Below are 23,099 nucleotides of genomic sequence, written 5' to 3' on the forward strand. Positions count from 1 at the left end.
GTTCCTCTGCACCCACAATTCGGCCCGCTCCATCCTCGCCGAGGCCCTCCTTAATCATCTGGGCGGCGGCCGCTTCCGGGCTTTCTCGGCAGGGAGCGAGGGCGGGCCCGGCCCGAAGCCGCTCCCTGCCGAGCGGCTCGGCGTTTCATCATCAAACCTGTCTTTCCACCTCAAGGACCTGGAGCATTCGGGGCTCGTTCAGTCCCGACGCGCGTCGCGCTCCATCATCTACAGCGCGAACCTCCCGGCCCTATCCGGCCTCGTCGCGTTCCTGATGCGCGATTGTTGCTCCGGCCATCCCGAGATCTGCGCGCCGGCGGTCGCGGCGCTGACGGATTGCTGCTCGCCCGCCAAGGAGCTCGCCGATGCCTGAGCGCGTCTACAACGTCCTGTTCCTCTGCACCCACAATTCGGCCCGCTCCATCCTCGCCGAGGCCCTCCTTAATCATCTGGGCGGCGGCCGCTTCCGGGCTTTCTCGGCAGGGAGCGAGGGCGGGCCCGGCCCGAAGCCGCTCGCCCTCAAGGTCCTCGCGGACGAGGGCATTCCGACCGACCGTCTGCGTTCCAAGACGTGGGACGAGTTCGCCAAGCCTGGCGCGCCGGTCATGGACATGGTGATCACGGTCTGTGACGACGCGGCCGGCGAGGTCTGCCCGGTATGGCCGGGGCAACCCATCACGGCCCATTGGGGGATTGAGGACCCGTCCCGGGTCGAGGGCCCGGAGATCGAGCGCGAGCGGGCGTTCGTTACCGCTGCCCGTTACCTGCGCAACCGCATCGCCGTCCTACTGTCGCTTCCCGTCGCCAGCCTCGACCAACTCGCGCTGACGAGCCGGGTGCGCGAGATCGGGCACATGGAGGGCGCATCAACCGGCAGGCCGGTAGTCGCCTGATGGACGTCGTCATCTACCACAACCCGGATTGCGGAACGTCCCGGAACACGTTGGCGATGATCCGCAACGCCGGGGTCGAGCCGCACGTCGTCGAGTACCTGAAGGCGCCGCCGTCGCGCGCGCTCCTGGTCCAGATGCTCGACCGAGCCGGCCTGACTGTGCGGGAGATCCTGCGCCAGAAGGGCACTCCCTTCGCCGAGCTCGGGCTGGGCAACCCCGACCTGACCGAGGACGACCTCCTCCATGCGGTCGAGGCGCACCCGATCCTGATCAATCGACCGCTGGTCGTGTCCCCGAAGGGCGTGCGCCTGTGCCGACCGTCCGAGCTCGTCCTCGATCTCCTGCCGCCCCAGCGCGGCGCTTTCGTCAAGGAAGACGGCGAGCGCGTCACGGATGACTGCGGCCGCCGCATCACCGCATAGGAACGACGATGTCCACCTTCGAGAGATACCTGACCCTATGGGTCGCCCTGTGCATCGTGGTCGGCATCGCGCTCGGCCACGTGATGCCCGGGTTCTTTCAGGCGGTCGGTGCTGCCGAGGTTGCCAAGGTGAACCTGCCCGTGGCCGTCCTGATCTGGCTCATGGTCATCCCCATGCTGCTCAAGATCGACTTTGCCTCGCTCCGGCATGTCGGGCGGCACTGGCGCGGCATCGGCGTCACGCTCTTCATCAACTGGGCCGTGAAGCCGTTCTCCATGGCGGCGCTGGGCTGGCTCTTCGTCGCGTGGCTCTTCCGGCCGTACCTGCCGGCGGCCCAGATCAACAGCTACATCGCCGGCCTCATCATCCTGGCGGCCGCCCCGTGCACCGCCATGGTCTTCGTGTGGTCACACCTGACCCGCGGCGAGCCGCATTTCACGCTGAGCCAGGTCGCACTGAACGACACGATCATGGTCGTCGCCTTCGCGCCGATCGTCGGGCTCCTGCTCGGACTGTCGTCCATCACGGTTCCCTGGGGCACGCTCGTCCTGTCCGTCGTGCTCTACATCGTGCTGCCCGTGATCGTGGCGCAGGTGCTCCGGCGAAGCTTGCTGGCCTCGGGCGGCCAGCCCGCGCTCGACGCGCTCCTGAAGCGGCTCGGGCCGATCAGCCTCGTCGCGCTCCTCGCCACCTTGGTCCTCCTCTTCGGCTTCCAGGGCGAGCAGATCCTGGCGCAGCCACTCGTCATCGCGCTCTTGGCCGTCCCGATCCTGATCCAGGTCTACTTCAACGCCGGGCTCGCTTACGTCCTGAACCGCGTCGCCGGGGAGCAGCACTGCGTCGCCGGTCCGTCCGCGCTGATCGGAGCATCGAACTTTTTCGAGCTCGCGGTGGCGGCGGCCATCAGCCTGTTTGGTTTCAACTCGGGCGCGGCGCTCGCGACCGTGGTGGGCGTCCTCATCGAGGTGCCGGTGATGCTGACTGTCGTATGGATCGTGAACCGGTCCCAGGGCTGGTACGAGCGGGGCGCCGAAAGCCGCCCGGAGCTGAGACAAGCCCCGCGCATCGGCTAAGCTGCGCTCGCGAGAGGGGCAAAGCACGTAACCGATGCTGTTCGCGGCGAGCCTTCTCGTTGTCGCCGTGCTGTACGCCTCCGTCGGGCAGGCGGGAGGTACGGGCTATATCGCCCTGATGGGGCTCACTGGCTTCGCGCCCGCCGTCATCAAGCCGACCGCGCTCGCGTTAAACGTGCTCGTCTCGGCCATCGGCACCGCCAGGTTCGCGAAGGCCGGCATGCTGACCTGGCGCACCTGCTACCCGTTCGCGATCTTGGGCGCGCCGTTCTCCGTTCTGGGCGGGGCCACGCATCTCGATGCTTCCCTCTATCGGCCGCTCGTCGGAGCCTTGCTGATCGCCGCTGCCCTGCAGACGCTACGGGGTCGCCAACTGGCGGACGCCGACGCGATCCACGAGCCGCCGTTCCTGCCAGCGTTGATGGCCGGAGCGGGGATCGGGTTCGTGTCGGGCGTGACGGGCGTGGGGGGCGGGATTTTCCTTGCGCCCCTCGTCCTGGCGCTGCGATGGGTCGAGATCCGGCAGGCCGCGGCCATCTCAGCCGTCTTCAACCTCCTGAATTCCTGCGCGGCCATGCTCGGAGCTTGGGCCACCTTGAAGTTCTTGCCCTCAGAGCTCCCGCTATGGCTGCTTGCCGTGGCCGTAGGCGGCTTCGCCGGTTCGTGGCTGGCGGTTCAGCGCTTGCCCATCCAGGCGCTGCGTTACCTCCTAAGCGCGCTGCTCGCGATGGCCGGCGCCCGCATGCTCCTCGGGCCGTAGCTGCGAGGTAGCAACCGTGTTGACGCGTCCGCCGAAGGCGCGCATGCTATTTCGATGAACGTCGAACAAGCCGCCAAGCAGCTTGAGGCTCTGGGCAGCCCGACCCGGCTTGAGGTGTACCGCACACTGGTCCGGGCTGGGCACGCCGGCATGCCTGTCGGGCGCCTGCAAGAAAAGCTTGGCATCCCGGCGTCGACCCTGTCGCATCACCTGCACCGGCTCATCCTGACCGGGCTGGTCACCCAGGAGCGGCAGGCCACAACCCTGATCTCGCGAGCGAACTACGAGGCGATGAACGCCCTGCTCGGCTTCATGGCCGACGAGTGCTGCGCCGACGCGGCCTGCGAGACCGGCACGACCGATGCTGCCGCGTGATGTCGCGCCTCATATTTCGATCTTTCTAGGAGGACCAGAAATGTCGGACGGAGAGCTTCCTGTCGCGGTCGTTGGTGCCGGCCCGGTCGGGCTCGCAGCCGCCGCCCATCTGATCGAGCGCGGCTTGCCGGTGAAGGTCTACGAGGCAGGCCCGAGCGTCGCAGCGAACGTACGCGATTGGGGGCATGTTCGACTGTTCTCGCCTTGGGAGTTCAACGTCGACCCAGTCGCCCGGGCGATCCTGATGCGGCACGGCTGGCAGGAGCCGCCGGCCGACGTCTACCCGACGGGGCAGGATCTCGTTGACGCTTATCTGGCCCCCTTGTCCGAGACGCCGGAGATCGCCGCCGTCGTCGAAACCGGCGCGAAGGTCACCGCCATGGGGCGGCTCGGCATCGACAAGGTCGTGAGCAAGGACCGGGGTGACCGCCCGTTCCTCCTGGCCGTTCGCTCGGAGCGGGGTGGCCGCCGCGACCTGGCGCGGGCCGTCATCGACACCTCCGGCACCTGGACGAGCCCGAACCCGCTCGGGGCCGGCGGGCTCGCGGCGGACGGCGAGGAAGCCTTGGCCCACCGCATCGCCTACGGCATCCCGGACGTGCTCGGCCGCGACCGCGATGCTTATGCCGGACGGACCACCCTTGTGGTCGGCGCCGGCCACTCCGCCGCGAACGTCCTCCTCGACCTTGCTCGGCTGGCCGAGCGCGATCCGCGCACGAACGCGGTCTGGGCGACCCGAGGTACGAACCTGATGCGGGTGTTCGGCGGCGGCGCGGCAGACAAGCTGGCCGCCCGCGGCGAGCTCGGCACCGCGCTCAAGGACCTTGTCGAGAGCGGCCGTGTCACCCTCGTCACCGGCTTCGGGGTTGCTTCGGTCCGGGAGGAGGACGGCCGGCTGATCGTGGACGGCGATACGGCCAAGGGCCGGCGCTCGCTCGGCCCGGTGGACCGCATCGTGGCCGCGACCGGGCAGCGGCCCGACCTGGCGCTGACGCGCGAGCTTCGGCTCAAGCTCGATCCGTCGCTGGAGAGCACTGAGGCGCTCGGGCCGCTGGTTGACCCGAACCTGCATTCCTGTGGGACGGTGTACCCGCACGGCCACCGCGAGCTCTCGCATCCGGAGCCCGGTTTCTACACGGCCGGGATCAAGAGCTACGGGCGGGCGCCGACCTTCCTCATGATGACCGGCTACGAACAGGTCCGCTCGATAGCCGCCGCCCTCGCCGGGGACATGGTCGCGGCGGACAACGTCCAACTCACCCTGCCCGAGACGGGCGTGTGCTCCGGCGCGCCGAATGCCGACGCGAATGTTTCGTCGTCCTGCTGCGGTGGCCCTGCTCCGGAGGTCGACGCGTGCTGCATGGCTGACGCCGAGGCGAAGGCTACGACCGGACGGGGATGCGGCTGCGGCCCGGCGGAGGCGCCCACGCCTCCGGTCGTGTCGGGCTGCTGCGGGAAGGCGGAGTGACGGCGCACAGCCGGGCGGTGGTGATCACCACCCTCGGGATCACCCAGATCCTCGCTTGGGGCTCGTCCTACTATCTGCTGGCGGTCCTTGCCGTCCCGATCTCGTCCGACACCGGCTGGCCTCTGCCGTGGGTGGTCGGCGGGCTGTCGCTCGGCCTGCTCGTCGCCGGCCTCGTCTCGCCCCGCGTCGGGCGTCTTGTCGGCGAGCACGGCGGCCGGCCGGTGCTGGGCGGTTCGGCGCTCCTGCTCGGGCTCGGGCTGGCGCTGCTCGGGGCGGCGCCGAACCTTGGCGTGTACCTGCTTGCGTGGGCGGTTCTCGGGGCGGGCATGGGCGCCGGCCTGTACGACGCGGCCTTCTCCGCGCTCGGCTGGCTCTACCGGGAGAAGGCCCGCTCGGCGATCACGCACCTGACCTTGTGGGGCGGGTTCGCGAGCACGGTCTGCTGGCCCTTGTCGGCGCTGCTCGTCGAGCGGCTCGGCTGGCGGGGTGCCTGCTTCGTCTACGCCGCGGTCCAGATCGCGGTCTCGCTGCCTCTCCTTCTCGTCACCTTGCGCACGAACGCGGCCGGGGCCAGCACTCCCCGAGGGCAGACGCGAAAAGTGGCCGTCTCGCTTTCCGGATCTGACCATCGCGCTTTCCTGATCCTCGCTGGGATCTGGGTCTCGGCCGGAGCGACGACGTCGGTCGTGTCGGTTCACCTGATCACCCTCCTCCAGGAGAGCGGGCTGTCCCTGGCGACGGCGGTCGGGCTCGGAGCCTTGGTCGGCCCGTCTCAGGTGGCGGCGCGGGTGGTCGAGATGGCGTTTGGCGGGAAACACCACCCGTATTGGACCCTTGCTGCGGCCATGATCCTGATCGCGCTCGGGCTCGTGCTGCTGTGGGTCGGATTGCCCCTGCCGGCCTTGGGGCTAATCCTCTACGGTAGTGGAAACGGCATCTACTCCATCGCGCGTGGGGCGCTCCCGCTCGCTCTGTTCGGGCCGGACCGCTACCCAGCGCTGGCGGGTCGCCTCGCCGGTCCGGGTCTCGTCGCCCAAGCTTTAGCCCCATCACTCGGGGCGGTCCTGCTCGCCCGGTGGGGTGCCGGCGGCACCTACGCCGGGCTGGTTGTCATCGCGTTGATCAACGTGGCGCTCGTCGCGGTACTGCGTTCGCAAGTGCGTCCGGAGCCGGTGTTTGAGGGGTCGTCGACTTCGAATGCGCAGTGATTTGATACGCCGGGCCGGGCTCTGCCCGCATCCGGCTTTTGTCAGGTTTTCGGCGATGGGGTTCCCATAGGGCTGGGAGAGCGATCCGCGCTGGATTGGACGGGCCGTTGCGAACAGGAGCGCATCTCAGGGCATCCAGTCCGGCGAATGCGCGGCGGAAATCGTCCCGGTGCCGGCGTAAGCCGAACCCATGGCGGTCAGCTTGGCTACTGCAGCCGAGATGACTGACGTCGGGATCGGGCCAGGGGACTCCGGGAACCTCGGGCCTTGATGCTGATCAAGTAACAGGACGTGCGCCCGAGTTATCCTGCAGACTTCCACCGTCCAGGAGGAGGATGACATGGCCACGCTCACTGCCGGAAGGGGAACTTCGCCGGCTACGCTTTACTCTGGACCGCTCAGCCTCGTTGCGACGGGAACGGCCCTCACGGCGACCCTCGTCGGACTCTTCGTTCTTTGCTACGCGTTCGCTCTGCTTTGGCCGAACGCCGGGGTGACACACGGCTGGGTGGTGCTGTTCGCCACCGACCCGAGCGATGTGTACCGCAGCTTTGTTCAGGGGATCCTTGGCAGCGTCGCAGGCGCGTGGGTTGCGGCGGCACTGTTTGTCCCTGTCTACAACCGGCTCGCCCACGCTTGACGCACGCGTCGTCCGCGCTTGTGCGGGGACTGCTGGCACTCTGGGGAACGTACCAGATCGGGCTTGGCACGTACTTCATCGCGCTGCGACCCACGCTCTTGCCCGAGGACGAGCGCGCGATAGGAGCGAACCTTGGCAATCTGGCAGCCGTCGCGCCGGGGTTCCCCGATTGGGCCGACCGCGTGCTGGTTGTCCTCGGAGGGCAGGCCGCGGCGGCCGGGTTGCTTCTTCTCGCCGTTGCTGCGCTGCTGCGCGCCCGGCCACACCGCCTCGCCGGCGCAGGCTTGGTAGGCGCGGCCGGGTTGCCATCCGTCGCGCTGATGTCGTTCATCAACTTCCAGATCGGGTCCGACTTCCGCTGGGCTCTGCTCATCCCGGTTGCGATCTGGGTAGCCGCCCTGGTGCTCTTCTCGTCTTCGCGCGTTGGAGACTGACAAGCCGCACGCTCGTCCATGAGCTGCAAGGCATCTTGACCTTCCCATGATAGGAGGCCCCACATGGGACGGGAGAAAGGATCTCCCATGGCGAACGAGAAGTCCTGCTGCGGCGGGCACGCCCCGGCACCCGACCATACCGTCGAAGGGGCCAAGTCCTCCTGCTGCGGCGGCGGCCATCACCATCACGAGCACGACGGCCGACATGGTCACGGCGCGCACGCGCACGCCGCCCCGGCTCCCGGGACCGTGAAGGACCCAGTCTGCGGGATGAACGTGGACCCGCACACGGCCGAGCACCGGGCCGAGCATGCGGGTCACACCTACTATTTCTGCTCCGCCGGCTGCCGGACCAAGTTCCTGGCCGATCCGCAGAAGTATCTCGCGCCGGAGAAGGCCACGGCCGCACCCGTTCCCGAGGGCACGATTTACACCTGTCCGATGCATCCCGAGATCCGCCAAGTCGGGCCGGGATCTTGCCCGATCTGCGGCATGGCGTTGGAGCCGGTGCTCGCGATGGCAGATGCAGGGCCGAACGAAGAACTCGTCGACATGACGCGCCGGTTCTGGGTCGGGCTCGTCCTGACCCTTCCGGTGGTCCTCCTGGAGATGGGCGGGCACCTTCTCGGCATCGTCGACCGCATCGGGCAGCAGAATTCGAATTGGGCGCAGCTAGTGCTGGCGACGCCGGTCGTGCTGTGGGCCGGGTGGCCGTTCTTCGAGCGCGGCTGGCGCTCGCTCGTCAGCCGCAACCTGAACATGTTCACGCTGATCGCCATCGGTACGGGAGCGGCCTGGATCTACAGCGTGGTTGCCACCTTCGCGCCGGGCCTCTTCCCGCCGGAGTTGCGTGGCCACGACGGGGCTGTGCCGGTCTACTTCGAGGCGGCAGCGGTCATCACCGTGTTGGTTCTCCTCGGTCAGGTGCTGGAGCTCAGGGCACGCGAGAGCACGAGCGGCGCCATCCGCGCTCTGCTCGATCTATCTCCCAAGACAGCACGCCGCCTTCGGCCGGATGGGACCGATGAGGAAGTCGGGCTCGATCAGGTGCAGGTCGGGGACCGTCTCAGGGTTCGGCCGGGCGAGAAGGTGCCGGTTGATGGCACGGTCGTGGAGGGTCGTTCCTCCGTCGATGAAAGCATGGTGACGGGCGAGTCGATGCCCGTCAGCAAGGACGTCGATGCCAAGGTCATCGGCGGGACGCTCAACCAGAGCGGCGGCCTCGTGATCCACGCCGACAAGGTCGGGCGCGACACGATGCTGGCGCAGATCGTCCAGCTGGTAGCCGACGCGCAGCGCTCGCGCGCACCGATCCAGCGCCTCGCCGACCAGGTTTCGGGCTGGTTCGTCCCGGCCGTCATCGCGGTTGCACTGGTCGCCTTTGGCGTCTGGTGGGCTTTCGGGCCTGAGCCGCGCTTCACCTATGCACTGCTCGCGGCGGTAGCGGTGCTGATCATCGCCTGTCCGTGCGCGCTCGGGCTTGCCACGCCCATGTCGATCATGGTCGGCGTCGGACGGGGCGCCGGAGCGGGCGTCCTCATCCGCAATGCGGAAGCGTTGGAGCGGATGGAGAAGATCGACACGCTCGTCGTCGACAAGACCGGTACCCTGACCGAGGGCAAGCCCGCGGTCACCGCCATCATCCCGGCGCCGGGCTTCGATGAAGCGGAGCTCCTCCGGCTCTCGGCGAGCGTCGAGCGCGCCAGCGAACACCCGCTCGCGCAGGCCATCGTTCATGCGGCGGAGACACGCGGCCTGGCGCTGGCCGCTGTTGGTGATTTCGATAGCCCGGTCGGACGGGGTGCGCTCGGGACGGTCGAGGGCCACCGGATCGCACTCGGCAACCAGGCCTTCCTGCGTGAGCAGGGCGTCGACGTCACGGGGCTGGCGGACCAGGCGGAAATGCTGCGGCTCGACGGCGCCACCGCGATTTTCGCGGCGGTTGACGGACGCCTCGCCGGGACGTTCGGCATCGCCGACCCGGTGAAGGCGACCACCCCTGAGGCGCTTCGCGCGCTCCACGAAGAGGGCATCCGCGTCATCATGCTGACAGGCGACAACTGGACGACTGCCAAGGCCGTCGCGGCGAGGCTTGGGATCGACGCGGTCGAGGCCGAGGTGCTCCCTGATGGCAAGGCCGAGGTGGTCGCCCGATACAAGGCGCAAGGCAAGGTCGTCGCCATGGCCGGCGATGGGGTCAACGACGCCCCGGCGCTCGCGGCAGCGGATGTCGGCATCGCCATGGGAACCGGCACGGACGTCGCGATGGAAAGCGCCGGTGTGACCCTGCTGAGGGGCGACCTCACCGGCATCGTGCGGGCGCTTCGGCTGTCCCGCGCGACCATGGGTAACATCAGGCAGAACCTGTTCTTCGCATTCATCTACAATGCGGCCGGCGTGCCCATCGCAGCGGGCGTGCTGTACCCGGTGTTTGGCATCCTGCTCTCGCCCGTCATCGCGGCCGCGGCCATGGCGCTGTCCTCCGTCAGCGTCATCGCGAACTCGCTTCGGCTCCGGGCGACCGAGATCTGACTGACCCAAGGGCCGGGCCGGCTACCCTCTCTGTCAGGGAAGGTGTTGTTGTCCGGCCTCAGGGCTCGGTTGGTTGAGAGCGAGCAGGTTTTGGTACGAACGGCTCTGGAACACAGACGCGGGGACGGCAAATCGGACCGCCCGAATGGACGAGGGTACCGCTCTCAAGGTCGCTGCCTTGGTTCGGAGCGCGCGGTGCTGCGAACGCTCTCACCGGAGCAGACTTGACCTCAGGGAATGGTGGCGCTAAGTCGGTGAAATTGTACCTGGGGATCCTCCTTGTCGACAGTGCGAGCGTGGATAGATGATTGGCAGGCGGTGCTGGCGGGTGTCGAAGAGGGCGCCTACACCTTCTTGACCGCCACTCACGATGATCGTGATTACCGCATCCTGATGGTGTCGGCGTTCGATAGGGACATCGATGGCGACAAACGTGCGGTCACGACACCTGCCAAGATCTTCGACCGGAAGGTTGCTTATTTCACCCATCGTGTGAGGGACACGACGATCCCTCGCGTGATCACGGTCCGAGGAGAGCCCAAGTGGGTTCTGGAACCGGGGCCTGAATGTCAGGACTACGCCGCCGCGGTCGAAGGCATCTCGTTGCGGGACCTTGAGGGCGCCGTGCGCCGGAGCACACTCGGGCGGACGGTCGCAAGGCGGCTCCGCCGCGGCGAGAAGCGCAGGCGAGCGATCCTGGAAATCGAAAAAGAAAGTTTGGAGGAGCGGTTGCGCGACGCTCACGAGGAGATCGCCTCGCTCTCAGGCCACCTTCGTCACGTCGAGCGTGAGTTGGCCGTCTACGGTGCTCCGTAGAGGTCGGACAGTGCGGCAGCCGTTTGATGCGGAGCGCCTTCGTCAGGCGTTCGAGCTCCTAGGGGAGGACCTGGCCCGTCGCAAGGTCTTTGTGGAGCTTGCCGTCTACGGCGGTGGTGCCGTTATGCTGCAGTTTGACTGGAGGCGGTCTACGGAGGACGTCGACGCCGTCGTGCGCGAGGGCTTCGACGAAAATCTGCTCGCTCCGTCGCTGGGCGTCGTTGCCGCCCAGATGGAACTCGACCCCGATTGGCTGAACAATGCGGTCGGGATGTTCACCCCGGCGCTCTTCACCGCGTCGAATAGTTACCCGGTCGGTCGTCGGCCTGGGTTGCGGGTGTTCCTAGCGAAACCGCACTATCTACTCGCGATGAAGCTCCAGGCGCTCGCGAACGTGAACCGGGGCAACAGGGATGTGGGAGACGCCCGCCAGCTTGCTTCGCACCTCGGGCTTTCAGACGAAGAGGAGTTGGCGCGTCTTTACCGGTCCATATACGACGAAGACCCTCCGGTGGACGCGCAGGCCCGCTTCGGAAGCGTGTTTGGGAGATGAGACCGTCGTCGTTACACGAGGTCGCAGTTCGCGCGGGGGAAGATGGCGACTGGGAGCACCATCTCCGAGAGTTCCTCGACGTTTTCTACGGCTGTGACGGCGATCCGGCTCGTCAACAATCGCTGTTGCGTCAGGAGCCACCGCTCCTCGGACAGGAGAGGGCGGATGCGTTCATCGGCGGATCGGGGGAGCACCTCGCACGGCGATGGGGGCTCCTCGTGCCTGCCTGGGTCAGGCACGAGGCACGATACTTGAAGACAGCCATGTTCGTGCCCGACGAGAAGCGGCTCCGTGCAAGGCTTCTTGTCGAGAGCCCGGTCGCGTTTCGGTCGCGGCTCATCTTCACTGGGGCAGACCCGCTCCAACGGGCCCGTTTTCCATATAGGCGAGGCACGGTAGAGTTCGCTCACAGGAGTGCTTCCGAGAGCTAACCCGACAACGCGCGGTGAGCGGTCAGGCATCTCGCCGCTAAGTTCGCGAGCGGGCGTAGGCTCACCGCCAACCGAAGAAGCTCATGCGCATGAAGCTCACACTCGTCACCCTTGCGGTCGAGGCCAGACTCGCGGCGGCCCCGGTGATGGCGGAAACCCCCACGCGGTCCGATCAGCATCAGCCCGGCACGGGCTGACGATACCCTCCAAACAGGGCCAGCAACCTCAAGCGGCGGGGGTCTGCCCGTGCTGCCAGAGGATGCGATGCACGATCCGCAACAGAGCCAGCCGGCACCCACTCCACCATAGAGTCCGCATCAGAGTTCAACCCCGCCGAAGCCGGCGAAAACCCGGCGCTGCTTCGCGCGAACAGGTCCACCTCGTAGGTCGCTCGTCGGTTACCGTGATCGAGAGCTCGCTCCGGCTCCGCGCTCACCGCGCAGGAGGGTCGTTTACCTTGAGGCCCGAGCCGGCTTGCGGCCGGCTTGCGGATCCGAATCCTATCTACCTGCCGCAGCGGGTGGGAGATCCCGTGCAAAAACGGGAGTTCGTCGGTGGCGCAGGCCCCCATACCTTACGTCTTGTTCTACCTGGTGGGAGGCACCTGGCGCAGCAGGCACTTCAGGCTGGTGACGCAAGCCTTGCGTTTCTGGTCAACCACTCAGGCCAAAGGAGCGTACATCGCCCAGCCGGATCAAGCCGGGCTCGATCCGCCGGCGCACCGCTCGCCAGACACCGTCCAGATCACGCCGGAAGCCGCAGCGCGCACCAAATCGGTGCGGACCGTTCGCCGAGCGGACGGCTGGCTCGACATCATTGACCGTCCCGCTGGAGGTATTCGGCACGTCCGCCCGGATCTGTACGGGCCGGCCCGTGTTGCTGCAGCCCGTGGCGGCGGGACGTCAGCCGGGCCGACCGTGTTGGACCAGGTCTACCCCGATTGGTTCTACGACGAGCCCCTGTCCAGGATGCGGCTGCCGCCGGCGACCCAAGCCGCGTTGAGCGAGTTCAGCACCGTCGGCGATCTCCGCACCGTGCCGGCCAGCTATTTCCTGGCCGCTCCTGACTGGGGTTGGGGCAGAGTTCGAAAATTCCGGGAGGCCGTCGACGCATACTGCGAGGAGCGGCTGCCCGTATGGCTCGAAGCGCAACGCGAGAGATCCTGGAAACCGGAGGAGACGGTGCTCGGGGCTGTGGAGGATGCGATGCGGAAGCTTCCGGCCCGGACCGCGCTGATTCTCAGACGGCGGCTCGGCGTCGACGGCAAGTGCCTCACCTACAGGGAATGCGCGGCCGATCTCGGCATCACGGCCGAATGGGCTCGGAAGATCGAGGCCAAAGGGCTCGCCTCGCCCGTGTTCGAGCGCCTCTGGGGAGAAAATGCGGTGTCGCCGCTCGCCCAGTACGTGGGGAAAGCGGACTTGGACATCGCGGATGTTCTGCCCCGCCCGTGGGCGGCAGGGTTGAGCGAGGAAAGCCTGCGCACGTTGCTCCGCGTCGCGCGGACGGCGGACACACGACGGGGCGAGCGCGCTCCCGAGCAGGTATCGGGGGCCCGCACCGGAACATGATGTCGGCCACCTTCGTCCGCCCGGGCAGGACGCGACCGCGTGCCCCTGTTCAAGGAGCGGGGACCGGGTGGTTCTCGGGCTGCGCCCCGGCGCGCACGACGGCGTCGAAGCGTTGCGATGCCCGGTCCGCCGTGATTGCGGCGCGGGCGATCCATGCCAGGTGCGCCATCCCGGGCACCCTGTCGGCAAGGACGAGGATCGGACCATTCCGCGGGTCAAATGTCATCGCCAGGCGTCCGCCCGCGAGGGCTTCGGCCATGGCCCGGATGAGGGTGCGATCTTCCTCCCGAAACGCGGCCAGCGCCGCGCCCACGCAGTCCCAGGCCGTGACTAGGCCGTCGTGCTCCTGGTCCGCTCCGAACGGCCTGTCCCCGCCGCCCGACACGTCCCGAAGACGGATCGGCGCCGCCTTGTTGCGCCAACGCCGTGCATCGACCTAGTTCAGGACCAGCACCGTCGCGGCGCCGGTAACAGCCGGTTCGGCGAGTGCCCAGTCCTTGCACGGCTCCATTAGCCTGCACCGGGCCTCACCGACGGTCGTTGCCGTGGGGTCGATGCCGAGCCAGTCGCGCAGTCCTTCGCAGCGATGCCGCTCGTGTTCAGCCTTCGCGTCCCTGCCGAAGGGGACGGCCCACGGCCGGTCGTCTTCGTCGACGAGGATCACGCGATGGTAGTTGCCGGCCTTCATGGGGTTGATCGTCCGGATCCGGGAGAAGGCGTCAACCCAACGAGCGGTTCTGCTCCGGCAGGCTCATCCCGGCGCTCGATGCCGGAGGTGTCCATAGCGACCCTGATCCCGCGCGCGGCGGACATCCCCGAGCTCCGGACCCTCGTCGCCCGGATCGAGGAGACTTATTCGCCGGAGGCCGTGCTCCTGTTCGGGAGCCGAGCCAAGGGGACGGCACGGCCGGACAGCGACTGGGATTGTCTCGTTCTGCTGCCCGACGGCGCCGACGAGGCGCTCCTCGACCCGGCGCTCGGTTTCGACACGGCCCGGGGCAGCGGGGTCTACGCGGACGTGCTCTGCGCGTTCAGCCGGGAGTTCCTGCGGGACGTGGCGGTCGCCAACACGCTGGCCCGCGAGATCGTGGGTTATGCCGTACGGATAGGCCGGTAGTGACCCGGCGAGATCCGAAAGGCGGAGCTCGTTCGCAGGAACAGACGTCAATGCGGGGGAAGACCGCACGCTTGCGGAAGCGCCATGACGTCCTCGTCGACGACGAAGGGCGCATTCGCTCCCGGAGGGCAGCTGATCCTAAGCAAGCAGCCGCATGGGTGCGGACGCGCAGGCCTGAGAAGCCCTGCGGGAGCGCTTCTATTCACGTGGCTCAGGCCGCGCTGAGTGACCAAGCGCTTGGGCGACGGCTGCGTTTCTATTCACGGTTCCGGTCGCCTTCGGCTTCTCGGCCAGGAGTCTCCGCGGGGAACCCGACGGTCACAATTTCGCGTCGAGCATGTCGAGGACCGGGCACACCGGCGTGGGCTCGCCACTGCATCGGCTCACTGTTTCGAACAGGATGCCCTCAAGCCGGGAGAGGTGGGCAAGCTTGGTTCGGACCTCGACGAGATGAGAGCTCGCGATGTCCCTGACTTCGGCGCATGACCGCTGAGTTGGTTCGCTCAGTACCAGTAGGGCTCGGATCGCGTCGATGCTGAAACCCAACTCTCGCGCATGGCGAATGAAGGACAATCGTCGGACGTGTATCGGGTCGTAAGCCCGATGCCCTGCACGGGTTCGGTGAGGGGCAGGCATGAGGCCGATGCGCTCATAGTAGCGCACCGTCTCAAGATTGATCCCAGCCGCTTGGGCGAGCTGCCCGATCCTAATGCCAATCACGGCTGTGACCATCTTTCTCTTGACCCTGTAGCAACTACGGGGTGCAGATTGCCACGATGATGTCAAAACCACCAAACATGGTCATCTCCCAGCCGCATACATCGTCCTTGGGAAAACGCCTGCCAGTCCTTTCGACAGGATGGCTGGCAGGGTTCGGCGCCGTTGCAGGGCTGGGTGCGGTCGCCGCTTCGTCCTGCTGCGCCCTGCCAGTGGCGCTCGTAAGCCTCGGCGCGACAGGAGCGGTGCTCAGCGGGCTGGAGCGCCTGACCAGCGTGAGGCCGGTTCTGATCGGGGGGGCTATTCTGGCAATCGTGACAGCCTGGGCGTTGCACTCGCGGGGGCGTTCCGTGGCCTGCGCTGGGCGGTCGTGCGAAGCCTCTCCATCATCGAAGAAAACGGTCGCCCTGCTCGGTGTCGGGACGTTGCTGGTTCTCCTGGCACTTCTTTGGGAACCGTTCATCGAGCCAATTGCGCAGACGGCGGTGGGGTGAACCGATGCAGCTCAACTCGACCCTGACCTGCCCGCACTGCGGCCATCGGTCGGTGGAAGCGATGCCCACCAACGCCTGTCAGTTCTTCTTCGAGTGCGCCGATTGCGGCTCGCTCCTGCGGCCCAAGGCAGGCGATTGCTGCGTATTCTGCTCCTATGGCGATGTGCCATGTCCTCCAATCCAAGAGGCACAGGAAAGCGGGCGAACTCCGGCTTGTTGCTCAGCCCCTCTGTAGCGGCAGGATCACGCTTCCTGACCCCCACGGTATCGCGCGAACACCCGTCGCCCCTGCGGCCCGAACAGGACGACGTCGTAGGTGTCCGGCTCGGTCCCCTCAACCTCCATTCCGGGCGAGCCGACCGGCATGCCCGGAACAGCGATGCCAATCGCATCCGGCCTCTGCGCGAGAAGCCGCTTTACGGCGCTGGCCGGCACGTGGCCCTCGACGACGTACCGGTCGATTTGCGCTGTATGGCAGGACGCGAGGTCGCGTGGCACGCCGAGCTTCACCTTCAATGGGTTCACCGGTGCGTCCCGGACCGTGACGGAGAAGCCCGCCGCGCGCATGTGCTCGATCCAAGCGGCGCAGCAGCCGCAGCTCGGGTCCTTGGTGACCGTAAGCTCAGGGTAGGTCTGGGCTCCAGCGCTCCAGGGGGCGAGCAAGGCTGCTCCCCCGACGGCCGCGAGCAGGCCTCGGCGGGTCAGTTTCGTGTCCATCTCAGATCTCCTTGTCACTTCCGTTAGGCTGCGGCTGCGGTCTTGGGTGGCAGGTGAAGCTGTGAGGCGCCTTCGACGTCCGGCAGCCGCCGTCCCTTCACCAGGCCGTAGATGGCGGGGATTACGACCAGGGTCAGGACCGTCGAGGACACCATGCCGCCAATCATGGGAACGGCGATCCTCTGCATGATCTCCGACCCCGCGCCGGTGCTCCAGAGGATCGGAACAAGCCCCGCCATGATGGCTACGACAGTCATCATCTTCGGCCGAACGCGCTCGACCGCGCCCACCATGATGGCCGTCCGCAGGTCGGCCCGCGTTAGTGGCCGCCCCTCCTTCTCCCGCGCCGCCCGGATCTCCGCGAGGGCATGATCGAGGTAGATGAGCATGATCACGCCCGTCTCGGCAGCGACGCCGGCGAGCGCGATGAAGCCGACTGCAACCGCGACCGACATGTTGAAGCCGAGCCACCACATGAGCCAGACGCCGCCGACGAGCGCGAAGGGGAGGGAGAGCATCACGATCAGCGTTTCCGTCAGCCGCCTGAAGTTCAGATAGAGCAGGAGCAAGATGATCAAGAGCGTGACGGGCACGACGATGCGAAGCCGGGCCTCGGCGCGTTCGAGATACTCGAACTGACCGCTCCACTGCACGGTCGTGCCCGGAGACAGCTTGACCTCGCTCGCGACGGCTTGACGCGCCTCCGAGACGTAACCCCCGAGATCCCGGCCGGAGATGTCCACGAAGATGTACACGGCAAGTTGCCCGTTCTCCGTGCGGATCGAGGTGGGACCGCGGGTCAGCTGCACCATTGCCACCTCGCCGAGCGGTACAGTCCCGCCGCCTGGCATAGGTACCTGCACCTCGTTCGCGATGGTCTGAGGGTTGGAGCGGAAGGCTCGCGGGTACCGCACGTTAACGGTGTAGCGCTCTCGACCCTCGACGGTGTTGGTGACGCTCTCGCCGCCCAAGGCCATCGAGATGACGTCCTGTACGTCGCCGACCGTCAGCCCGTAGCGTCCGAGCGCCACCCGGTCGGGAACGATATCGAGGAAGTAGCCCCCGATCACGCGCTCGGCGTATGCACTCGACGTCCCGGGGACGGACCTCACCACGGCCTCCACCTGGCGCGCGACCTTCTCCATCTCCGCTAAGTCGTTGCCGAAGACCTTGATGCCGACCGGAGTTCGAATGCCGGTCGCGAGCATGTCGATCCGCGCCCGAATCGGCTGCGTCCAGGCATTCGAAACGCCCGGGAACTGGAGCGCCTTGTCCATCTCCGCCTTGAGGCTCGCGAGTGTGACGCCGTCGCGCCACTCGCCGTGGGGCTTTAGAGTGATGATGGTCTCGAACATCTCGGTGGGGGCCGGGTCGGTCGCCGTCGCCGCGCGGCCGGCCTTGCCGTAGACGGACGCGACCTCCGGGAACGACTTGATGATCCGGTCTTGGGTGGCCAGGAGCTCGGCCGCCTTCGTCACGGACAGGCCCGGCAGGGTCGTCGGCATGTACATCAGCGTCCCCTCGTTCAGGTCGGGCATGAACTCCGACCCGAGTTGCCGCGCCGGCCAAACCGTTGCCGCGAGCACCATGAGAGCCACAAGGATGGTGAGTACCCGTGCCCTGAGAACGGCGGCAATCACGGGGCGGTACACCCAGATCAGGAACCGGTTGATGGGGTTCTTGTGCTCCGGGACGATTCGACCGCGCACGAAGAGCACCATGAGCGCCGGCACGAGCGTGACCGACAGCAGCGCCGCGGCGGCCATTGCGAAGGTTTTCGTGAACGCGAGCGGTCCAAAGAGCCGCCCTTCCTGGCTCTCCAGCGTGAAGATGGGCAGGAAGGACACCGTGATGACAAGGAGGCTGAAGAACAGTGAGGGCCCGACTTCCGCCGCTGCCTCGACGAGCACCTCAGTCCGCGGTTTTCCAGGAGGTGCCCGCTCAAGGTGCTTGTGGGCGTTCTCGATCATGACGATGGCCGCGTCGATCATCGCCCCGACCGCGATGGCGATGCCTCCGAGGCTCATGATGTTGGCCCCGATCCCGAGCACCTGCATGGCACCGAGCGCCATCAGAATGCCGACTGGAAGCATCAGGATCGCGACGAGCGCGCTGCGGAGATGGAGCAGGAATACGATGCAGACGAGCGCCACGATCACGCTCTCCTCGACGAGGGTGCCCTTGAGCGTCTCGATAGCCGCCTCGATCAGCTGGGAGCGGTCGTAGACCGGGACGATCTCCGTTCCCGCCGGAAGGCTTGCAGCAACCTCGGCCACCCGCTTCTTGACGCTCTCGATCACGTTGAGCGCGTTCGCGCCGAAGCGTTGGAGCACGATGCCTCCCGCGACCTCTCCTTCGCCGTCGAGCTCCGTGATGCCTCGCCGCTCGTCGGGGCCGAGCTCGACCCGGGCCACGTCCGACACGCGCAGCGGCGTCCCGTTCTCGGTCTTGAGGACGATGTTGGCGATGTCGGCCGCGCTCTTCACGTAGCCACGCCCGCGCACCATGAACTCGAACTCGGAGAGCTCGACGGTCCTGCCGCCCACGTCCGCGTTGCTGGCCCGGATGGCTTCCCGCAGACGCGCGAGGCTGATCCCCTGCGCGCGGAGCCGGTTGGGGTCGACCACGACGTTGTACTGCTTCACGAAGCCACCGACGCTGGCAACCTCGGCAACGCCTTCCCCGCGCGAGAGGCCGAAGCGCACGACCCAGTCCTGGAGGGAGCGTAGCTCGGCGAGGGTCCGCTGCTTCGCCAGAATGGCGTACTGGTACACCCAACCGACGCCGGTCGCGTCCGGGCCGAGTGTCGGCGTCACGCCCGCTGGCAAACGCTTCGCCGCGCCGTTCAGGTATTCGAGGACGCGGCTCCTCCCCCAGTACGGGTCAGTCCCGTCCTCAAAGATCACGTACACGAACGAGACCCCGAAGAAGGAGAACCCGCGCACGACCTTTGACCGGGGCACAGTCAGCATCGCCGTCGTGAGCGGATAGGTGACCTGGTCCTCCACGACCTGGGGCGCCTGCCCGGGATACTCCGTGTAGACGATGGTCTGGACGTCCGAGAGGTCCGGGATCGCGTCGAGCGGCAGCGTTCGTAGCGCGTACAAGCCGCCGGCGACCGCGAAGGCCGTCCCGATCAGAACGAGGACGAGGTTCCGGGCCGACCAGCCAATAAGGCGTGCGATCATGGCTTTTGTCCCTCGTTGGGCACGGTTGCTGCGGAGGCCATGGCCTGCAGGGCAGCCTTGAGGTTGCTCTCGGCATCGATGAGGAAATTCGCGGCCGTCACCACGCGGTCGCCGGGTTCGACACCCTCCCGGATCTCCACGAATCCGTTGCCGCGCGTGCCGACCTTCACCTGGCGCGGTTCGAAGCGACCTTCGCCCCTGTCCAGCAGCACGACCTGCCTCGCGCCCGTGTCGATGAGGGCGTCCTCCGGGACCGCGACGACGGGCTGGCCCGCGCCTGTCGCGATCTCGACGTCCGCGTACATGTCCGGAAGGAGAAGCGCCTCCGGGTTGGGCAACTCGATGCGCACACGCGTCGTCCGGGTCTCCTTGCTCACTTGGGGGTAGATCAGGGCGACCTTGCCGACGAAGGAACGTCCGGGCGCAGAGCGCACCCGGACGGACACAGGTTGCCCCGTCCTCACGCTGCTGAGGTCGTACTCGGGCACGTCCGCCAGGACCCAGAGCGTCGAGATGTCGGCGATGCGAAACAGGGTGTCGCCGGGCCCCGCCCGCATTCCCTCGACGGCGTTCCGCTCAAGGACGACGCCGTCCCGCGGTGCCGACCACGTGACGGCCATCGGGACCCTACGTGTCCGCTCCATCTCGGCGATTGCCTCCGGTGGAACGTTCAGGTTCTCAAGCCGTCGCCGTGAGCCTTCGAAGCCGGGGTTGGAGATCAGCTGCGCGCCGGCGGCGTTGATCTCCGGGGAGTACACGCTGACGAGCGGCTGGCCCTTCCGGACCCGGTCGCCGGTCGTGACGCCCTCCACCTTGTCGATGAACGCCTCCGAGCGCGTCGCGACCACCGTGACTCGGCGCTCGTCCAGCTGGACCGTCCCGGGCACGCGAACGGGACGCGACACGACCCGCTGCTCAACTGGCTCGGAACGCACCCCGGTCCGCTGGAGCTTGCCCGGCGAAACCTTGACGACGTTCCCCTCCTCCGCCTCCCCTTCGTAAACGGGGATGTAGTCCATCCCCATCGAGTCCTTCTTCGGCACGGGCGACGTGTCCGGCAGGCCCATTGGATTTCGGTAGTAGAGAACCCGTCTCGCGCCGGCCGGATTATCCGTTGAAGCGTTCGAAGCCGGCTCGGGCTCGGGCTCGTCATCGAAGCTCACGTCCTCGCTGGCGCGCACGGCCACGAAGGCACGACCGTCCGGCGTGCTCCTCGGCTCCTGAGAGTAGGCGGGCTTACCGTCCGGATCGCGGTAGTAGACGACAGGTCCGGTCGCAGCTGCGGCGGTCGCCTCCTGCGGTCGTGCCCCACCTGTCCATTGCTGGAAGCTGGCCCGGGCGGTCTCGACGAGATCCGGCAATCGGGCCTCCTCGCGGCCGGCGAGATACCCGCCACCCCCGGCCGCTAACGCAACCAGGGTAGCGGCGAGGATCGCTGTCCGGCTCATTTGACGGCCTTGAACGTGAGCCTGTTCTCGACCGTGCCGGTCTCTCCCTGCACCTTCGCCGCCAGGGAAAGCCTCCAATTGCCCGCCATCGTGAGCTTCACGTTGAAGCGGTAGGTACCGGGCTCCGCGGCGGGCGCAGGCTCGATCTTGGACGTCATGCCTTCCATGCCGTCCGGAGCCATGTCGATGCGGGTGGCGAACACCACGGCGTCCGGCACCGGCTTTCCGTTGCGCTTGTCGACTAGGCGGACGGCAAGCACGGCGTCGCCCTGCTTCAGCTCGGTGTCGATGATCTGGAACTCGTAGTCCTTGATGTCTGCACGGGCCTGTCCACTCAGGACGGCCAAGGCGAGCGCTGCGCCGGCGACGCGCGCGAGTACGATCTTCTTCACGTCTGGATCTCCCGGTTCGACCTCGACCGCAAGCGGTCGTGTGCCGCAGATGCGGCAGCTTCCGGCATGGCGCCGGACGTCGAACTCAGGCCTTGGGCGGGTGCGGCAGCGGGTCGGGTTTTAGGCCAACCGGGACGCTATCGTCGTGCAGTGCCACCCGGCGGTCGAGGGCCAGCCGGAGCAGCGGCGCGCTAGCGGCGGCCACGTTCCCCATGCACTTTGAAACGCAAGCCGTCGCAAGCGGGCATGCCTTCGCACAGTCCGGCGGGGGCGGCCCGTCGGGCGGACAGCACGGCATACCTTCGTCCATCGAAGTTGCCGTCTCCGACCCGAACGCGCGCATGTCGCCGGCCGCTGGTGCGGCGACCGGGGCGAGCACGATGCTCACGACCGCAAGGATCGAGAGCATGCGGGATATGGCGCGGAGGAAAGCCACGGCTCGATAATGTCATGAAACGGAATGGCCCGGAAGGCTCCTTACGTGGTTCCGGCACGGCCGAAGGTCGCGGTGGCGCTGGAGGCGCCGCTCGGCTCGTGAGGAGACTGCGTATTCGGTTCCGCTTAACGCCGATCCGGCACCGTTAGGTCGGCTGCCTCAGCAGGTGTCACGTAAGCACAGACTAATCATCGCCGACTCAAGCTGATCCACGGTTCCTCTGGGCCCCAGTCGAAGCCACCACCATCAACGTTGCGATCCCGTGCCGCTTCTTGATGCGAAGTCCTCTCTTTTCACGTTGACACCCCGACCACCGACGACGGTTCCGAGCGGCGCCATGATGCGCGGCTGAGCCTTTTTTTCAGGTCGAGGCTGGGCCGCTCAACCAGGGTCCACGAGGCCCACGCCAGAACGGCGGCGAGCAGCAGTGAAAGAGCCGCCGCGGCCAGCGAAGTTATCCCTGGGCGGAACCAAACGAGGGCCTGCGTCACCGGCCATCCGTAGATGTAGATGCCGTACGATAGATCGTGCTGATTGGCGAAGTCCCTGGCCCAGCCGCCCGGCAATGAAGCGAGCATAATCGCGCCGTAGCCCGTCGCGAGAAACGTGAGCACGGGTTCGAAGCGAGTGGCCGATCCCGCCCACCAAACGAGGACAGCGGCCGCCAGCAGCGACCACCTGAGAGGGATTGTGGCGCGGAAATGATGGAAGGCCACTCCTAGCAAGAAGAGCAGCCAAAAACGCGCGAAATGGTCGATTGGAGAAAGGTTGGTCGGATCTGCGGGCCGGAACGTGATCCGCACGAGGATCAGAGCGGACAGTACCAGCACCCCGACGAACGGGCGGGTCGAACGTAGCGCACCGCAGACTGCGAGGAGCGTCAATACCGTGTAGCAGAGCACCTCGTATTTCAGCGTCCAGAGCGACTCGTTCACTACATTCGGCACAGGATTGGTGGCGAACACGCCAGGCAGGCCGGCCGAGATCTTGGCCATCGCGGTCACCTGGATCGGGTACAGCCAAGTCCTTGCGTCACTGAAGTATGAACCCAGCGAAGTTGACGAAACCAGCGGCCCGACGACAAACGCCGTAAACAACGTGCAGGCGAGCAGGCCAGGGAGTATCCTAAGCGCGCGACTGGCCACAAAGGATTTCATCGACTTGGAACGGTCGAGGCTCCCCGCCACAAGGATGCCAGACAGGACGAAGAAGACATTGACTGCGTGATGGCCGAGGTTTTTGTGGCCCAGAGCCGAAAGCGGCTGTTGAGCATCGTCCGCGGTCGTAAGCCAGAATGCGTGCGTCACGACGACCGAGGCTGCCGCGATCAGCCGCAGCAGCCCGAAGTTGTTGTTTTCCGGTCTGAGGATCTCAACCAGGTACTTGGGTCTTCCAATCACCGGAGCCTCGTGAG

General features: G+C 66.9%; 25 protein-coding genes. 17 read left to right on the forward strand and 8 right to left on the reverse strand.

Annotation, left to right across the window (positions count from 1 at the left end; all coding sequences use genetic code 11):
• Window positions 1-58 precede the first annotated feature (58 nt).
• The 14 genes from HJG44_RS15870 (at window position 59) to HJG44_RS24255 (ending at window position 13,176) form a co-directional block, all read left to right on the forward strand.
• The gene (locus HJG44_RS15870) at window positions 59-373 is read left to right on the forward strand and encodes an ArsR/SmtB family transcription factor (protein ID WP_210261184.1); all 315 of its coding nucleotides are present in this window, start codon (window positions 59-61) and stop codon (window positions 371-373) included.
• Entirely contained in the window at window positions 366-893 is a 528-nt protein-coding gene (locus tag HJG44_RS15875; protein WP_171219312.1) for an arsenate reductase ArsC, read from the forward strand. The genes HJG44_RS15870 and HJG44_RS15875 overlap by 8 nt, the downstream gene beginning before the upstream one ends.
• Entirely contained in the window at window positions 893-1,315 is a 423-nt protein-coding gene (arsC, locus tag HJG44_RS15880; protein ID WP_171219313.1) for an arsenate reductase (glutaredoxin), read from the forward strand. The genes HJG44_RS15875 and arsC overlap by 1 nt, the downstream gene beginning before the upstream one ends.
• 8 nt (window positions 1,316-1,323) lie before the next feature.
• Window positions 1,324-2,388: an ACR3 family arsenite efflux transporter gene (gene arsB, locus HJG44_RS15885; protein WP_171219314.1), complete on the forward strand. Its 1,065-nt coding sequence runs from the start codon at window positions 1,324-1,326 to the stop codon at window positions 2,386-2,388.
• 34 nt (window positions 2,389-2,422) lie between these two features.
• Window positions 2,423-3,148: a sulfite exporter TauE/SafE family protein gene (locus HJG44_RS15890; RefSeq protein ID WP_171219315.1), complete on the forward strand. Its 726-nt coding sequence runs from the start codon at window positions 2,423-2,425 to the stop codon at window positions 3,146-3,148.
• Between the two features lie 54 nt (window positions 3,149-3,202).
• Window positions 3,203-3,523 (forward strand): ArsR/SmtB family transcription factor, encoded by a 321-nt coding sequence (locus HJG44_RS15895; protein ID WP_171219316.1) that lies wholly within the window; start codon window positions 3,203-3,205, stop codon window positions 3,521-3,523.
• A 40-nt stretch (window positions 3,524-3,563) separates the two neighbouring features.
• Complete coding sequence (locus tag HJG44_RS15900; protein WP_171219317.1) at window positions 3,564-4,991, forward strand: FAD-dependent oxidoreductase; 1,428 nt, start codon at window positions 3,564-3,566, stop codon at window positions 4,989-4,991.
• Window positions 4,988-6,199 (forward strand): MFS transporter, encoded by a 1,212-nt coding sequence (locus HJG44_RS15905; protein ID WP_346767182.1) that lies wholly within the window; start codon window positions 4,988-4,990, stop codon window positions 6,197-6,199. Before HJG44_RS15900 ends, HJG44_RS15905 begins: the two co-directional genes overlap by 4 nt.
• A 340-nt stretch (window positions 6,200-6,539) precedes the next feature.
• On the forward strand, window positions 6,540-6,839 hold the full coding sequence (locus tag HJG44_RS15910; RefSeq protein ID WP_171219319.1) for a DUF5676 family membrane protein: 300 nt from the start codon (window positions 6,540-6,542) through the stop codon (window positions 6,837-6,839).
• Window positions 6,836-7,273 (forward strand): hypothetical protein, encoded by a 438-nt coding sequence (locus HJG44_RS15915; RefSeq protein ID WP_171219320.1) that lies wholly within the window; start codon window positions 6,836-6,838, stop codon window positions 7,271-7,273. Before HJG44_RS15910 ends, HJG44_RS15915 begins: the two co-directional genes overlap by 4 nt.
• A gap of 87 nt (window positions 7,274-7,360) precedes the next feature.
• Entirely contained in the window at window positions 7,361-9,805 is a 2,445-nt protein-coding gene (locus HJG44_RS15920; protein ID WP_171219321.1) for a heavy metal translocating P-type ATPase, read from the forward strand.
• Window positions 9,806-10,084: 279 nt separating this feature from the next.
• Window positions 10,085-10,621, forward strand: a complete 537-nt coding sequence (locus tag HJG44_RS15925) for a hypothetical protein (protein ID WP_171219322.1) — start codon at window positions 10,085-10,087, stop codon at window positions 10,619-10,621.
• 10 nt (window positions 10,622-10,631) lie between these two features.
• Window positions 10,632-11,174, forward strand: coding sequence for a hypothetical protein (locus HJG44_RS15930; RefSeq protein ID WP_171219323.1), 543 nt, complete (start codon window positions 10,632-10,634; stop codon window positions 11,172-11,174).
• Window positions 11,175-12,159: 985 nt separating this feature from the next.
• Window positions 12,160-13,176, forward strand: coding sequence for a sigma factor-like helix-turn-helix DNA-binding protein (locus HJG44_RS24255; RefSeq protein ID WP_171219324.1), 1,017 nt, complete (start codon window positions 12,160-12,162; stop codon window positions 13,174-13,176).
• 49 nt (window positions 13,177-13,225) lie between these two features.
• On the opposite strand, the gene HJG44_RS15940 is transcribed toward HJG44_RS24255, so the two are convergent.
• Together HJG44_RS15940 and HJG44_RS15945 are read right to left on the reverse strand one after the other, a co-directional pair.
• Complete coding sequence (locus tag HJG44_RS15940; protein ID WP_171219325.1) at window positions 13,226-13,489, reverse strand: hypothetical protein; 264 nt, start codon at window positions 13,487-13,489, stop codon at window positions 13,226-13,228.
• A 123-nt stretch (window positions 13,490-13,612) separates the two neighbouring features.
• On the reverse strand, window positions 13,613-13,864 hold the full coding sequence (locus HJG44_RS15945) for a hypothetical protein (protein ID WP_171219326.1): 252 nt from the start codon (window positions 13,862-13,864) through the stop codon (window positions 13,613-13,615).
• Window positions 13,865-13,951: 87 nt separating this feature from the next.
• Here HJG44_RS15945 and HJG44_RS15950 point away from each other — a divergent pair, with 87 nt between their 5' ends.
• Complete coding sequence (locus HJG44_RS15950; protein ID WP_210261146.1) at window positions 13,952-14,293, forward strand: nucleotidyltransferase family protein; 342 nt, start codon at window positions 13,952-13,954, stop codon at window positions 14,291-14,293.
• A gap of 318 nt (window positions 14,294-14,611) precedes the next feature.
• On the opposite strand, the gene HJG44_RS15955 is transcribed toward HJG44_RS15950, so the two are convergent.
• On the reverse strand, window positions 14,612-15,025 hold the full coding sequence (locus tag HJG44_RS15955) for a MerR family transcriptional regulator (protein ID WP_171219328.1): 414 nt from the start codon (window positions 15,023-15,025) through the stop codon (window positions 14,612-14,614).
• Between the two features lie 65 nt (window positions 15,026-15,090).
• Here HJG44_RS15955 and HJG44_RS24450 point away from each other — a divergent pair, with 65 nt between their 5' ends.
• Complete coding sequence (locus HJG44_RS24450) at window positions 15,091-15,504, forward strand: mercuric transporter MerT family protein (RefSeq protein ID WP_430395072.1); 414 nt, start codon at window positions 15,091-15,093, stop codon at window positions 15,502-15,504.
• Window positions 15,505-15,508: 4 nt separating this feature from the next.
• Window positions 15,509-15,739, forward strand: coding sequence for a GDCCVxC domain-containing (seleno)protein (locus HJG44_RS15965; RefSeq protein WP_171219330.1), 231 nt, complete (start codon window positions 15,509-15,511; stop codon window positions 15,737-15,739).
• Between the two features lie 8 nt (window positions 15,740-15,747).
• Here the strand turns inward: HJG44_RS15965 and HJG44_RS15970 are convergent, their stop codons facing one another.
• The 5 genes from HJG44_RS15970 to HJG44_RS15990 form a co-directional block, all read right to left on the reverse strand.
• Window positions 15,748-16,221: a DUF411 domain-containing protein gene (locus tag HJG44_RS15970; protein ID WP_171219331.1), complete on the reverse strand. Its 474-nt coding sequence runs from the start codon at window positions 16,219-16,221 to the stop codon at window positions 15,748-15,750.
• 23 nt (window positions 16,222-16,244) lie between these two features.
• Window positions 16,245-19,409 (reverse strand): efflux RND transporter permease subunit, encoded by a 3,165-nt coding sequence (locus HJG44_RS15975; RefSeq protein ID WP_171219332.1) that lies wholly within the window; start codon window positions 19,407-19,409, stop codon window positions 16,245-16,247.
• A complete protein-coding gene (locus HJG44_RS15980; protein ID WP_171219333.1) occupies window positions 19,406-20,857 on the reverse strand; it encodes an efflux RND transporter periplasmic adaptor subunit in 1,452 nt (483 codons plus the stop codon). Before HJG44_RS15980 ends, HJG44_RS15975 begins: the two co-directional genes overlap by 4 nt.
• A complete protein-coding gene (locus HJG44_RS15985; RefSeq protein ID WP_171219334.1) occupies window positions 20,854-21,249 on the reverse strand; it encodes a FixH family protein in 396 nt (131 codons plus the stop codon). Before HJG44_RS15985 ends, HJG44_RS15980 begins: the two co-directional genes overlap by 4 nt.
• A gap of 729 nt (window positions 21,250-21,978) precedes the next feature.
• Window positions 21,979-23,085, reverse strand: coding sequence for an acyltransferase family protein (locus HJG44_RS15990; protein WP_171219335.1), 1,107 nt, complete (start codon window positions 23,083-23,085; stop codon window positions 21,979-21,981).
• Window positions 23,086-23,099: the final 14 nt, after the last annotated feature.

The sequence above is a fragment of the Enterovirga aerilata genome (assembly GCF_013044135.1).
GTDB lineage: Bacteria > Pseudomonadota > Alphaproteobacteria > Rhizobiales > Beijerinckiaceae > Enterovirga > Enterovirga aerilata.